The following is a 14,722-nucleotide window of genomic DNA, read 5'->3' as shown; positions in this document are numbered from 1 at the left end:
TCACTATGGGACGTGCGTCCTAGATCGTGGGCATCACCTTACTCAATCGATCGTGGGCTATTGTGAACAAGTCGACACAAGCGCTTCAAACCGCCGCAACTCGCGGCGCCTTTCACATCGAAGACATCTATCCGCTGATCGACGGCGGACGATTCCCGGTGAAACGCATTGTCGGCGAGCCGATCGAGGTGTGGGCCGACATCTACCGCGACGGCCACGAAGTCATTGCCGCGGCGTTGGTCTGGCGGCGTGAGCAGGACGGCACATGGCAGCGGGTGCCGATGGTGCACGCCGTCAATGACCGCTGGTCGGCGACGTTCACGCCGCAGCAGCTCGGCCGTCACGTTTATGCGATCGAAGCCTGGACCGACGAGTTTGCGACTTGGCGTCATGGCGCCGAACTCAAGCTGAAAGCCGGCCAGGATCTGTCGCTTGACGCTCTGGAAGGCGCGGGCCTGCTCACCAAAGCGCAGACCGACGATCCTGAGGTGCTGCGGCTGATCCAGCAGCGCTGCGAAGAATATCTACGGACCGGCGATATCACGCCGCTGCTGTCGCCGGACCTGCGCGACGCCATGGCAACCAGCCAGGCGCGGCACGACCTCACCCGCACCGAACCGCTGCCGCTGATGATCGACCGGCCGCGCGCCCGCTACGGCGCGTGGTACGAAATGGTGCCGCGCAGCCAGAGCACCGAGCCTGGCCGCCACGGCACTTTCCGCGACTGCATCGCGCGGCTGCCCGACGTCGCCGCGATGGGCTTCGACGTGGTGTACTTCACCCCGATCCATCCGATCGGCCACACCAACCGCAAGGGCCGCAACAACGCGCTGAAGGCCGAGCCCGGTGATCCCGGCAGCCCGTATGCGATCGGCGCCGAGGAAGGTGGACACGACGCGGTGCATCCGGAGCTCGGCACGCTGGCGGATTTCCGCGCCTTCGTCGACGCCTGCGAGGTGGTCGGCATCGAAGTCGCACTCGACATCGCCGTGCAGTGTTCGCCGGATCATCCGTGGCTAAAGCAGCATCCGGACTGGTTCAAGCGCCGACCGGACGGCTCGATGAAATACGCCGAAAACCCGCCGAAGAAATACGAGGACATCGTCAACCCGGATTTCTCCTGCGAAGACGCCGGCTCGCTGTGGAATGCGCTGCGCGACGTGATCCTGTTCTGGGCCGATCATGGCGTGAAGATCTTCCGGGTCGACAATCCCCACACCAAGCCGCTGCGGTTCTGGGAATGGCTGATCCGCGAGGTGCAGCTTCGTCACCCCGACGTCATCTTCCTGGCCGAAGCCTTCACGCGGCCGAAACTGATGAAGGGGCTGGCCAAGCTCGGCTTCACGCAGTCCTACACTTACTTCACCTGGCGCACCCAGAAGTGGGAGATCGAGCAATATTTGCGCGAACTCACCGACTATCCGGAGCGCGACTTCTATCGGCCGAACTTCTTCACCAACACGCCGGACATCCTGCCCTTCCATCTGCAGGGTGGCGAGCCCTGGATGTTCAAGTCGCGCCTCGTTCTCGCCGCAACGTTGTCATCGACCTATGGCATCTACAACGGCTTCGAGTTGCTCGAGCACGAACCGATCCCGGGCAAGGAGGAGTATCTCGATTCCGAAAAATACGAGATCAAGGTGCGCGATTGGGACAAGCCGGGCAACATCAAGCCCTACATTCGCGACATCAACCGCATCCGCAGCGCGAACCCAGCGCTGCAGCAGACCAGCAATCTCCGCTTCCTCGACGTACAGGACCCGAATGTGACCGGCTTCGTCAAGACGTCCGTCGACGGCACCAATGCGGTCGCGGTCGCGATCGCGCTCAGCAGCGACTACCATGAATTCTGGCTGCCGCTCGGCGACGTTCAGATCGAGGTCGCCGGCGAGCGCCGGCCGGTCGTTGCCGTCGAGAACCTGCTGACGGGAGAACGCCACGCGCTCGATTGGGGCGGGATCAACCTGCGGATGGATCCGCATCGGGACCCGGCGCTGCTGTTCCGTTGCCTGGCGTGAGTGCGGAAGCCATGAATGAAATGACACCGATCACGACGATCGACGGATCTGACGCGGAAACCTCCGACGAGCTCTGGTACAAGGACGCCATCATCTATCAGTTGCACGTCAAGGCATTCGCCGACAGCAACAATGACGGCATCGGCGACTTCGCCGGCCTCACCGAAAAGCTCGATTATCTGCAGGAGCTCGGCGTCAACACGCTGTGGCTGCTGCCATTCTATCCGTCGCCGCAGCGCGACGACGGCTACGACATTGCTGACTACGGCTCGATCAATCCCGACTTCGGCACGATGAAGGACTTCCGCCGCTTCATCGTCGAAGCCAAGAAGCGCAATCTGCGCGTCATCACCGAGCTGGTCATCAACCACACCTCGGATCAGCACGCCTGGTTCAAGCGGGCCCGGCGCAGCCCGAAGAATTCCAGCGCGCGCGACTGGTACGTCTGGAGCGACACCGACCAGAAATATCTTGGCACCCGGATCATCTTCACCGACACCGAGAAGTCGAACTGGACCTGGGATCCGGAAGCCGGCCAGTATTACTGGCACCGCTTCTTCTCGCACCAGCCGGATCTCAACTTCGACAATCCGCGCGTGGTCGGCGCCGTCGTCAAGGTGATGAAGCGCTGGCTCGACACCGGCGTCGACGGTTTTCGGCTCGACGCCATTCCGTATCTGTGCGAGCGCGACGGCACCAACAACGAGAATCTTCCCGAGACCCACGCGGTCATCAAGCAGCTGCGCGCCGAACTCGACGCCTATGCCAAGGGCAAGCTGCTGCTCGCCGAGGCCAACCAGTGGCCGGAGGACGTCCAGCAATATTTCGGCGACAGCGACGAATGCCACATGGCCTACCACTTCCCGCTGATGCCGCGGATCTACATGGCGATCGCGCAGGAAGACCGCTTCCCGATCACCGACATCATGCGACAGACGCCGGAGATTCCAGCGAACTGCCAGTGGGCGATGTTCCTGCGCAACCACGACGAGCTGACGCTCGAAATGGTCACCGACGTGGAGCGGGACTATCTCTGGAAGACCTATGCGGCCGATCCGCGGGCGCGGATCAACGTCGGCATCCGCCGCCGCCTCGCGCCGCTGATGGACAATGATCGCCGCAAGATCGAGCTGATGAACTCGCTGCTGCTGTCGTTCCCCGGCACGCCGATCATCTATTATGGCGACGAGATCGGGATGGGCGACAACATCTATCTCGGTGACCGCAACGGCGTCCGCACCCCGATGCAGTGGTCGCCCGACCGCAACGGCGGATTCTCGCGCGCCGATCCGGCGCGGCTGTATGCGCCGCCGATCATGGACCCGGTGTACGGCTACGCCTCGGTCAATGTCGAGGCGCAACAGCGCAGCCTGTCGTCGCTGCTCAGCGCAATGAAACGCCTGATCGCGGTGCGCAAGTCGACGCTGGCCTTCGGCCGCGGCAGCATGACGTTCATCCGCCCGAGCAACCGCGCGGTGCTGGCCTATGTCCGGCAGTATGAGGACGAAGTCATTCTCTGCGTCGCCAACCTGTCGCGCGCCGCGCAGGCGACCGAGCTCGATCTGTCGCCATGGAAGGAGCGCGTGCCGCAGGAAATGCTCGGCCGCACCAAATTCCCGCCGATCGGCGAACTGCCCTACATGATCACGCTGGCGCCGTTCGGTTTCTATTGGTTCAAGCTCCAGGAGCCCGGCACCGCGCCGCACGTCGCACCGGTGTCGGCCGTGCCGGAATTCGTGACCCTGGTGGTGCCGCTCGGCTCGACCTGGATGACGCTCGGCCGCACCCGCTCGATGTTCGAGCACGAGGTGCTGCCGACCTTCCTGTCCCGCACCCGCTGGTTTCCGGAGCGCAATCCACGTGCGATCCATCCGCGGCTCACCTCGGCGATCCCGTTCGCCAATGACGGCGACAACCGGCCGTGGCTCGCCTTCTTCGAGGCGACGCTACGCGGCGCCACCTCGCGCTATCTGTTGCCGATGCAGATCGACTGGGTGCGGTTCGACCGCGAGCGCTACAATCCGCGGGCTTACGCCGCGGTCCGTCAGGGCGCCCGCGAGGGGACCCTGCTCGATGTCGCGGCCGATCCGTCGTTCATCGCTCTCCTGCTGGAGAACGTCCGCGCCTCCCTCACCGTGACCGGCGACAATGGCGACCGGCTGGAATTCCGGCCCGGCTCCAAGCTGGCGGAAAGGCCGGCCGGTCCGTTCCAGAACATCCGCGCCGTCGAGACCGAACAGTCGAATTCAACCGCGCTGGTCGACGGTGACTACGTGGTCAAGCTGTACCGGCGCCTGCAGACCGGCATCAATCCGGAGCTGGAGATGGGGCGCTTCCTCACTGAAGTCGCCGGCTATACCAACACGCCTGCGTTGCTCGGCAGCGTCGAGCTGATCGAAGGCGACAAGACCAGTGCGGTGGCGGTGGTGCACGAATTCGCCCGCAATCAGGGCGACGGTTGGACCGTGACCTCCGCCTATCTCGATCGCTACATCGACGAGCAGCGGGTGCTGGTCAGAAGCGAAGAGAAGGCCGAGGGCGATCAGCTCACGCCGTATCTGCACTTCATGGAGCGGACCGGCCAGCGGGTGGCGGAGATGCACATCGCGCTCGCCAGCCATCCGGAAGTGGCCGACTTCGCACCGGAGCCGATCAACGCCGAAGCCTCGCGCGGCTGGGCCGAGATCGTGGCGGCGTCGGCCGAGCGCGTGCTCGATGAACTCCGCCGGCGTCGGGACGCGCTGAAAGAGGCCGACCGGCCGCTGGTCGATGAACTGCTGGCAGCCCGCGAGACGCTGATGTCGCGCATCCATGGCTTGCTTGGCGACGACGGCGGGCTCAACATCCGCCATCACGGTGACTTCCATCTGGGTCAGATGCTGATCGTCAAGGACGACATCTACATCATCGACTTCGAAGGCGAGCCGCGCCGGACCATGGCCGAGCGCCGCGCCAAGGCGCCGGCCGCGCGCGACGTCGCCGGCCTGGTGCGCTCGATCGACTATTCGACCACCGCGGCGCTCGATCGCGCACTGAAGGCCGCATCCGAAGAGTCCGGCCGGCTCACCGAGGCCCTGGATCTATGGCGGATTCGCGCCACCGCGGCATTCCTCGATGGCTATCGCCGAACCATGGGCGACAGCCCGGTGTGGCCGGCGGATACCGCAGCCGCGGACCGCGTGCTCGACTTCTTCCTGATTGAAAAGGCGCTGTACGAGATCGACTACGAGATCGCACATCGTCCCGACTGGGTGCGCGTGCCGCTTGCCGGCCTCCTGCGCATCCTGTCGCCGCCTCCCGAGGAGCTTCCATGACCGTGCAACTGAGCGACGAAGCCTACGCAGTTCTCGAAGGCCGTCACGCCGATCCGTTTCGCTATCTCGGCGCACACCCGGAGGATGGCGGCACCGTGGTCCGCGTGCTGTTGCCCGACGCCGCGGCGGTGGACGTTGTCAACGACAACGGCGAATCCGCCCCGCTCGAGCAGGCGCATCCGGCCGGACTGTTCACCGGCAAGCTGCCCGGCGGCTCGCCGCGCTACACGTTGCGTGCCAGGTTCGGCGACGCGACGATCGAGCTGCAGGACCCCTACCGCTTCCCGCCGATCCTGACCGACTTCGATCTTTACCTGCTCGGTGAGGGCACGGACCAGCGGCTATACGACAAGCTCGGCGCCCATCCGATGGAGCTGGAAGGCGTCGCCGGCGTCGGCTTCGTGGTGCTGGCGCCGAACGCGCGCCGCGTCAGCGTGGTCGGAGACTTCAACTACTGGAATCCGCTCCGCCACCAGATGCGGGTGCGCGGCAACGGCTATTGGGAGCTGTTCATCCCCGGCGCCCGTGCCGGCGATCACTACAAGTTCGACCTCTCCGGCCCGCATGGCGAGCAGCTGCCGCAGAAGTCCGATCCCCTCGCCTTCGCCGCCGAGATTCGGCCGAAGACCGCTTCGATCGTGGTTGATGCCACCCAGCTGCCGAAGCCGCGGCCGGCCCCGGAGAATATCAACGCGCTGTCGGCGCCGATGTCGATCTACGAGGTGCATCTCGGCTCGTGGCGCCGCAAAGACGGGGATCAGTGGCTGACCTACCGCGAACTCGCCGAGCAGCTGCCGGCCTACGTTCGCGACATGGGCTTCACTCACGTCGAATTCCTCCCCGTCAGCGAACATCCGTTCGACGGCTCGTGGGGCTATCAGCCCACCGGTCTGTATGCCCCGACCTCGCGGTTCGGCTCGCCGGAAGATTTCTGCGCGCTGGTCGACGCCTGCCATGCCGCCGGCATCGGCGTGATCCTCGACTGGGTGCCGGGCCACTTCCCGGACGATCCGCACGGCCTCGGCAATTTTGACGGCACCGCACTGTACGAGCACGCCAACCCGATGCAGGGCCGGCATCTCGATTGGGGCACGCTGATCTACAATTACGGCCGCACCGAAGTCGTCAATTTCCTCACCGCCAACGCGCTGTTCTGGCTGGAGCGTTACGGGATCGACGGCCTCCGCGTCGATGCGGTGGCGTCGATGCTGTATCTCGATTACAGCCGCCCCGCCGGCGGCTGGATTCCGAACAAATTCGGTGGCCGCGAGAACATCGAGGCGATCGACTTCATCCGCCGCTTCAACAGCCAGGTGTTCGCCAATTTCCCGCACGCCACAACCGCTGCGGAAGAATCCACCGCCTGGCCGCAGGTGTCACGCCCGGTCGAATTCGGCGGGCTCGGCTTCGGCTACAAGTGGAACATGGGGTGGATGCACGACACGCTGAACTACATCAGCAAGGATCCGATCCACCGCAAATATCACCACGGCCAGATCCTGTTCGGCTTGCATTACGCCTTCTCGGAGAATTTCATTCTGCCACTGTCCCATGACGAGGTGGTGCACGGCAAACGCTCGATCCTCGGCCGGATGCCGGGCGACGAGTGGCAGCGCTTTGCAAATTTGCGCGCGTATTACGCCTTCATGTTCGGTCATCCCGGCAAGAAGCTGCTGTTCATGGGCTGCGAGTTCGGCCAGGAACGCGAATGGAGCCACGATCGCTCGCTCGACTGGCACCTGCTCGAATATCCGAAATACGCCGGCATCCAGGCGCTGCTGCGTGACCTCAACCAGCTGTACCGGTCGCTGCCGGCGCTGCATCAGCTCGATTGCGATCCGTTCGGCTTCGAATGGCTGATCACCGAAGACGCCAATCGCAACGTGTTCGCCTGGATGCGCAAGGGCAACGATACCCGCTCGCGCTGCCTGGTGATCGTCAACTTCTCTCCGAACGTCTACCAGGACTATCGCGTGCGGGTGCCGTTCCCCGGTCGCTGGCGCGAGGTGTTCAATTCGGATGCGGCCGGCTACGGCGGCAGCAATGTCGGCAATGGCGGCGAGGTCCGCACCCTCGAAGGTCTGGTGCCGGAGCTCAGCCTGACGATCCCGCCGCTGGCCGCGATCTTCCTGACGCCGGAGGATTGACGCCTGTGCCGCGCGCAGCGCCAAGCTCGCGCGCGGTCCGGCGACGATCGGCGAGTATCCGTTACGTGAAATCCCGCACGCGCGAGTGTGATGGTTTGGCGATGCCCGTGCGATCGGGCATCGTTTTGCACAAAGCCACGTCAGAATGGCAGATTTACTAGTGTTCTTCGATTTCGAAGTTCGCTAACAAAGACAGTCGCAGGCTATGCGAACTTCGTGATCGGGACACTCGCTATGCGCCTCACCGCCGGAACCGACTCCCGTCTCGGAGCGACCTGGGACGGGCGCGGCACGAACTTCGCGCTGTTCTCCGCCAACGCCCACAAGGTCGAGCTCTGCCTGTTCGATGCCCAGGGCCGCCGCGAGTTGGAACGGATCGAACTGCCGGAACGCACCGAGGACGTCTGGCACGGCTACCTGAACGACGTCTCGCCCGGCCAGCTCTACGGCTATCGGGTGCATGGTCCCTACGATCCCGATCGCGGCCACCGCTTCAACGCCCATAAGCTACTGCTCGACCCTTACGCCAAGCGGCTGAACGGCCGGCTGGTGTGGAGCGAGGCGCACTTCGCCTATCGCACCGGTTCGCCCCGCGAGGACCTGTCGTTCGACCGCCGCGACAACGCGCGCGGCATGCCGAAGGCAGTGGTGGTCGACGAGACCGTCGGCAGCGGCCGGCGCGAGACCCGGCCCGGCGTGCGCTGGGAAGACACCATCGTGTACGAGGCTCACGTCAAAGGCCTGACCCAGCAGCGCGAAGATGTGCCGCCCGGGCTGCGCGGCACATTCGGCGGCCTCGCCTGCCCGTCGATGATCGCGCATTTCAAGCGGCTGGGCGTCACCACAATTGAACTTTTGCCAGTTCACGGCTTTGTCGATGACCGCATCCTGGTCGAGAAGAAGCTGGTGAATTACTGGGGCTACAACACGATCTCGTTCTTCGCGCCCGAGGTCCGCTACGCGCCGGACAAGGACAATCCGCTGGACTCATTCCGCACCACCGTGGCGCGGTTGCACGATGCCGGGATCGAGGTGCTGCTCGACGTCGTCTACAACCACACCGCGGAGGGCAATCATCTCGGTCCGACGCTGTCGTTTCGCGGCATCGACAATGCCTCATACTACTGGCTGAAGCCGGACAATCCGCGCTACTACGACGACTTCACCGGCTGCGGCAATTCGATGAACCTGACCCATCCGCGGGTGCTGCAGATGGTGATGGACAGCCTGCGCTACTGGGTTGAAGTCTGCCACGTCGACGGCTTCCGGTTCGATCTCGCCACCACGCTGGCGCGCGGCCCGAACGGCTTCGATCGCAACTCCGGCTTCTTCACCGCGATCAGGCAGGATCCGATCCTGGCAGGCGTCAAGCTGGTCGCCGAGCCGTGGGATCTCGGCATGGGCGGCTATCAGGTCGGCGCGTTTCCGTCGCAATGGTCGGAGTGGAACGACCGCTATCGCAGCGTGATGCGGCGCTACTGGAGCGGCGAAGGCAGCCTGATCGGCGAAGTCTCGCGGCGGATGACCGGCTCGTCCGACATGTTCAACCGCGATGGCCGGATGCCGCGCGCCAGCATCAACCACGTCACGGTGCACGACGGCTTCACGCTCGCCGACCTGTTCAGCTACGAGCACAAGCACAACATCGCCAACGGCGAAGACAATCGCGACGGCTCCAACGACAATCACAGCATCAACTGCGGCGTCGAAGGTCCGACCGACGATCCGAAGATTCTCGGCATGCGCCGCCAGCTCCGCAAGAACCAGCTCGCCTGTCTGTTCCTGGCGCAGGGCGTGCCGCTGCTGCTCGCCGGCGACGAGGTCGGCAATTCGCAATCCGGCAACAACAACGCCTATTGCCAGGACAACGACATCGGCTGGGTCGGCTGGGACGGCGCCAACACCGAAGACGACATGGTGGAGTTCGTCGGCCTGATGACCGACATCCGCCGCCGCTTCCCGCAATTGCGCTCGCGGCGCTGGCTCGACGGTCGCCGCGCCGACGGCTCCTACGGCGTGTTGTGGCTGACGCCATCGGCCGCCGAGATGACCGAGCAGGACTGGGCGTTTCCCGACGGCCGCTTCCTCGCCTACATGCTGAGCCCGAGCGAGCCCGGCGGCGATGCGATTTTCATCGTGCTGAACTCCGGCGTTGAGGCGATCGATTTCCACCTGCCGAAGACCAGCGACTATCCGGTCTGGCACCAGCTGTTCGATACTACCAAGGACACCGTGCAAGTCGCGCCGCTGAAGTGCGGCAGTGCGAGTGCGGCGCCGCCTCGCTCGGTGCTCGCCTTCGCCGGGACGATCGCATGACCGGACGCAGCTTCGGTCCGCGTCTCACTGCGAACGGCGCCGAATTCCGGCTGTGGGCGCCCAACGCGAAAAAAGTGGAAGTGATGCTGGACGGCGCGCCGCATCCGATGCAGCGCGACGACAAGGGCTGGCACAAAACCGAGATTGGCGGAATCGGCGCGGGCGCGCGCTATCGCTTCCGGCTTGACGGCGATCTCCAGGTTCCTGATCCCGGCTCGCTGTTTCAGCCCGAGGATATCGCCGGGCCCAGCGAAGTGATCGACCACGGCGCCTACGCCTGGCGCGCCGCCGATTGGCGCGGCAGGCCGTGGGCCGAGACCGTGCTGCTAGAGACCCATGTCGGCACCTTCACGCCGGAGGGCAGCTTCCGTGCCATGATCGACAAGCTCGATCATCTGGTCGCGACCGGAATCACCGCGCTGGAATTGATGCCGCTGGCGGATTTCCCGGGCCGGCGCAATTGGGGCTATGACGGCGTGCTGTGGTACGCGCCCGACAGCGCCTACGGACGCCCCGAGGATCTCAAGGCGCTGATCGACGAAGCGCATCTGCGCGGCCTGATGGTGTTTCTCGATGTGGTCTACAACCACTTCGGACCGGAAGGGAATTACCTCGGCGGCTATGCCCCGGGCTTCTTCTCGGACTCGCACACGCCCTGGGGTAACGCGATCAACTACTACGCTCCCGAAGTCCGCACGTTCGCGATCGAGAACGCGCTGCACTGGCTGCGCGACTACAGGTTCGACGGGCTGCGGCTCGACGCCGTGCATGCGATCCCGGATCAGGGCGAGATTCCGATGCTGCACGAATTGTCCCGCGAGGCAGGTAAGCTCGCGGCGGAGACCGGCCGGCACATCCATCTGGTGCTGGAGAACGACGACAATATCGCCGCCGTGCTCGATCCCGTCACCGATCCGCCGCGCGGGCAGTATCGGGCGCAGTGGAACGACGATTATCACCACGCCTGGCACGTCGCGCTGAGCGGTGAGCGCCAGGGCTACTATTCCGATTATGCCGATGCGCCGCTCGATCATCTGTGCCGCGCGCTCGGCTCCGGGTTTGCGTATCAGGGCGAACCCTCGGCGCATCGCGGCGGCACTCCGCGCGGCGAGCCGAGCGGCGAACTGCCACCGCTGGCCTTCGTCAATTTCCTGCAGAACCACGACCAGATCGGCAATCGCGCGCTCGGCGACCGGCTGGAGAGCCTCGCCAAGCCCGCGGCGATCGAAGCAGCATTGGCGATTACGCTGCTGGCGCCGATGGTGCCGATGCTTTTCATGGGCGAGGAATGGGGCTCGCAAGCGCCGTTCCCGTTCTTCTGCGACTTCCACGGCGAACTCGCCGAAGCGGTTCGTGCCGGCCGCCGCAAGGAGTTCGCCGGCGCCTACGAGAAGTATGGCGATGACGTCCCCGATCCGCTGAGCGAGGACACGTTCAAAAGCGCCGTGCTCGATTGGCGGGAGCGCGACGGCGGCGGCGGCGCGCAGCGGCTGGCTCTGGTGTCTCGGCTGCTGCAGATTCGCCGCAACATGATCGTGCCGCGGCTCGCGGGTGCGCGGTTCGGCACAGCGGCGGTTGCCGATGATGGGATGCTGACCGCAACGTGGCGGCTCGGCGATGGATCGACGTTGCGGCTCGCGGCAAATCTGGCGGACAGCGAGCGCGAGGCCGGCGCCGCCGGCGCAGACGTTGGAACGATTCTGTGGGGCGACGATTGGAACCGGATCATTCCGCCGTGGGCGGTGACCTGGCGCCTCGAGCAATCCTAAATGCCTCCTGTCATTCCGACTGCCACCTACCGTCTGCAACTCACCGCCGATTTCGGTTTCCACCACGCCGCCGCAATCGTCCCCTATCTGAAGCGCCTCGGGATTTCGCATCTCTACGCGTCGCCGTTCATGAAGGCGCGCAAGGGATCGACCCACGGCTATGACATCGTCGATCACACCCAACTCAATCCCGAGCTCGGCGGCGAAGAAGGCTTCGCCCGGCTCAGCGCGGCACTGAAGCAGCATGACATCGGTTTGATCCTCGACTTCGTCCCCAACCATGTCGGCGTGCACTATGCCGACAACCCGTGGTGGCTCGACGTCCTGGAATGGGGCCCGGCCTCGCCGCATGCGGCCTCGTTCGACATCGATTGGGAGATGCTGCCGTTCCGCGCCCGCGGCGGCGTGCTGCTGCCGATCATCGGCTCGTCCTACGGCAAAGCGCTGGAAGGCGGCGAGATCGAGCTGCGCTATGACCCTGCCGACGGCAGCTTCTCGGCCTGGTACTACGAACACCGGCTGCCGATCGCGCCGCAGCGCTACAGCGAGATCCTGCGCACCATCGTGCGCGAGGCGGACGCCGCCGAGACCGACGCCGGCCGCGCGATCCTCGAGCTTGCCGCGCGCTACACCGGATTGCGCCGTCCGACGCGCAAGGAAGCACCCGAATTCAAGGCGGCGCTGCAGACGATCTCCGGCGCCGCGGACGTGATCGCGCGCGGGCTCGATGCCTACCGCGCCGGCGAAGGCCGCACCCAGCAGATCCAGACGCTGCACAACCTTCTGGAGCGCCAGCACTACAAGCTCGGCCATTGGCAACTGGCGTCGAGCGAGATCAACTACCGGCGGTTCTTCGACGTCAACACCCTCGCCGGCTTGCGGGTCGAAGACGCCGGCACCTTCGAGGCGATCCACAGCCGGGTGAAGAAGCTGCTGGCCGACGGCCAGCTGCAGGGTCTGCGGCTCGATCACATCGACGGCCTGCGCGACCCGGCGCAGTACTTCCAGCGGCTCCGCCGGCTGGCCCGCGAGGCGCAAGGCGCTGGCGCCCCGCCGCTTTACACGGTGATCGAGAAGATCCTCGGCGAAGGCGAAGCGCTGCATCATTTTGCCGGCGTCCACGGCACCACCGGCTATGAATGGCTCAACGTCATCACCCGCGTGCTGCTCGACGGCAATGGCCTGAAGCCGCTCGACGAGACCTGGCGACAGGCCAGCAATCTGTCGCCGGCGTTCGATCCAGTGCTCAAGGCCGCCAAGCGCCGCGTGCTGGAGACGTTGCTGCTGAGCGAGTTCACCGTGCTCACCCGGCTGCTGGCGCGGATCGCATCAGGTCACTACTCGACCCGCGATTTTTCCGCCGACAATCTGCGACAGGCGTTCGAGCTCTACGTGCTGCACTTCCCAGTGTATCGCACCTATCTGACCGGCAACAGCCCAACCCAGCTCGACCGCCGGCTGATCGAAGACACCATCGCGAAGGCGCGGGCCGACTGGTTCGGTGCCGACGACGGCATCTTCGAATTCCTCAAAGATGTGCTGACGATGGACATGGTGAAACCGGGCCGCGCGCCACACTCCAAGCCGCGGGTGCGCCGCTTCGCCCTCAAGGTGCAGCAGTTCACCGGGCCGACAATGGCGAAGTCGCTCGAGGACACCGCGTTCTATCGCTATCACCGGCTGCTGGCGCTGAACGAGGTCGGCGGCGATCCGGCCGCGCCGGAGATGCCGACCGCCGCATTCCACGCCGCGATGCAGAGCCGCGCCCAGGATTGGCCGCACGGCATGACCGCGACGATGACGCACGACGCCAAGCGCGGCGAGGACGCCCGTGCGCGGCTGCTATCCCTCGCCGAAATCCCCGGCGAATGGGCCAGCGCCGTCGGCAAATGGAAGCTGCTCAACGCGCCGCACCTCGTCGTCGACGGCGAGATGCGCGCGCCCTCGCCCGCGTTCGAATACATGCTGTATCAGGCGCTGCTCGGCGCCTGGCCGCTGACGCCCGATCCGGATTTCGCCGACCGCTTCCAGGGTTTCGCGCTGAAGGCTGCTCGCGAGGGCAAGCAGGAAACCAACTGGCTCAATCCGAACCTCGCTTACGAGGAAGGCGTGCGCACCTTCATCGACCGCATCCTCGACCCGGCGCTGTCGGGTGCATTCCTGGAGTCGGTCGAGACCCTGCACCGCCGGCTGTCGCTGCTCGGCGCACTCAATGGGCTCGGTCAGGTGTCGCTGAAGGCGATGATGCCCGGCGTGCCGGATTTCTATCAGGGCACCGAGTTCTGGGATTTCTCGCTGGTCGATCCCGACAACCGCCGTCCGGTGGATTTCGACGCGCGTTCTGCGGCGCTGGAGTCACTGCACGACCAGCCCGACTGGGAAACCCTCACCACAAATTGGAGCGACGGCCGCGTCAAGCTGGCCTGGACGCATCGGCTGCTGCGGCTACGACGCGACCACGCCGAGCTGTTCGCCGACGGCGACTATCGGCCGCTTGCCGTGAAAGGCGCCCACCGCGACCGCATCGTCGCGTTCGCCCGCACCCGCGGCAGCGACGCAGTGATCGTCGTCGTGGCGAAGGGCCTCGCTGCGGTGTCCGATGATGGCCGGCACTGGCCGACCGCCGATGCGTATGATGGCGCGATCGATACCAAAGGCTACGCGGTCGAAACCGGCGATGGCGAGAACGCGTCGGGCGAACTGCAGCTCCGCGACCTGTTCCGCCACCTCCCCGTCGCCGTGCATCGTGCGCGCCTGACAGGCACGAAGCGAATCCGACGCGGCTGAGCAGGCCGCGTGGTCTGCAGACTGTCAGCGCAGCCCTGCCTCGTCATTCCGGGGCGCTCGCGTAGCGAGCGAACCCGGAATCTGCCGCGGGCACCGACGCCCGCAAAGCCCTGCTCGCTGCGAGATTCCGGGTTCGCGCTGCGCGCGCCCCGGAATGACTCGGGGAGAGACTGTGCAAGAATCCGGGCATCGGCAGCGGCGAACAATCGTGCCCTCCCACAAACACCGAGGCCGCCCGGGAGCTGGAGCCGGACGGCCTGACGGGGTTTGTGCCGATCAGGAAATCGGTTCCCTCACCCGCACGACCAGCATTCCAAGATTCGGTTACTTACAACTTAATGCAATTTACCGATAACTACTTGCTGCAGCGC

Annotated in this window: 6 protein-coding genes; all 6 read left to right on the top strand. The window is 65.2% G+C overall.

What is annotated here, in order from left to right:
• Positions 1 to 62: 62 nt before the first annotated feature.
• The gene (locus tag VRZ08_RS19765; protein ID WP_414533619.1) at positions 63 to 2,018 is read left to right on the top strand and encodes an alpha-1,4-glucan--maltose-1-phosphate maltosyltransferase; all 1,956 of its coding nucleotides are present in this window, start codon (positions 63 to 65) and stop codon (positions 2,016 to 2,018) included.
• Between the two features lie 11 nt (positions 2,019 to 2,029).
• On the top strand, positions 2,030 to 5,332 hold the full coding sequence (gene treS, locus VRZ08_RS19760) for a maltose alpha-D-glucosyltransferase (protein WP_414533618.1): 3,303 nt from the start codon (positions 2,030 to 2,032) through the stop codon (positions 5,330 to 5,332).
• Positions 5,329 to 7,479, top strand: coding sequence for a 1,4-alpha-glucan branching protein GlgB (glgB, locus tag VRZ08_RS19755; RefSeq protein ID WP_414533617.1), 2,151 nt, complete (start codon positions 5,329 to 5,331; stop codon positions 7,477 to 7,479). Before treS ends, glgB begins: the two co-directional genes overlap by 4 nt.
• Positions 7,480 to 7,713: 234 nt before the next feature.
• On the top strand, positions 7,714 to 9,795 hold the full coding sequence (gene glgX / locus VRZ08_RS19750) for a glycogen debranching protein GlgX (RefSeq protein WP_414533616.1): 2,082 nt from the start codon (positions 7,714 to 7,716) through the stop codon (positions 9,793 to 9,795).
• Positions 9,792 to 11,564 carry a malto-oligosyltrehalose trehalohydrolase gene (treZ, locus tag VRZ08_RS19745; RefSeq protein ID WP_414533615.1) on the top strand — a complete coding sequence of 591 codons (1,773 nt, stop codon included), beginning with the start codon at positions 9,792 to 9,794 and terminating at the stop codon, positions 11,562 to 11,564. Before glgX ends, treZ begins: the two co-directional genes overlap by 4 nt.
• Positions 11,565 to 14,351: a malto-oligosyltrehalose synthase gene (gene treY / locus VRZ08_RS19740; protein WP_414533614.1), complete on the top strand. Its 2,787-nt coding sequence runs from the start codon at positions 11,565 to 11,567 to the stop codon at positions 14,349 to 14,351.
• Positions 14,352 to 14,722: the final 371 nt, after the last annotated feature.

Source organism: Rhodopseudomonas sp. G2_2311, from assembly GCF_047501505.1.
GTDB classification, from domain to species: Bacteria; Pseudomonadota; Alphaproteobacteria; order Rhizobiales; family Xanthobacteraceae; genus Rhodopseudomonas; species Rhodopseudomonas palustris_H.
This window is presented reverse-complemented; position numbering and strand designations above follow the sequence as displayed.

Bases quoted from the DNA above. Each gene is read 5' to 3' on its own strand.
- treS (WP_414533618.1), top strand. From the start codon at position 2,030: ATGAATGAAATGACACCGATCACGACGATCGACGGATCTGACGCGGAA.
- glgB (WP_414533617.1), top strand. From the start codon at position 5,329: ATGACCGTGCAACTGAGCGACGAAGCCTACGCAGTTCTCGAAGGCCGT.
- glgX (WP_414533616.1), top strand. From the start codon at position 7,714: ATGCGCCTCACCGCCGGAACCGACTCCCGTCTCGGAGCGACCTGGGAC.
- treZ (WP_414533615.1), top strand. From the start codon at position 9,792: ATGACCGGACGCAGCTTCGGTCCGCGTCTCACTGCGAACGGCGCCGAA.
- treY (WP_414533614.1), top strand. From the start codon at position 11,565: ATGCCTCCTGTCATTCCGACTGCCACCTACCGTCTGCAACTCACCGCC.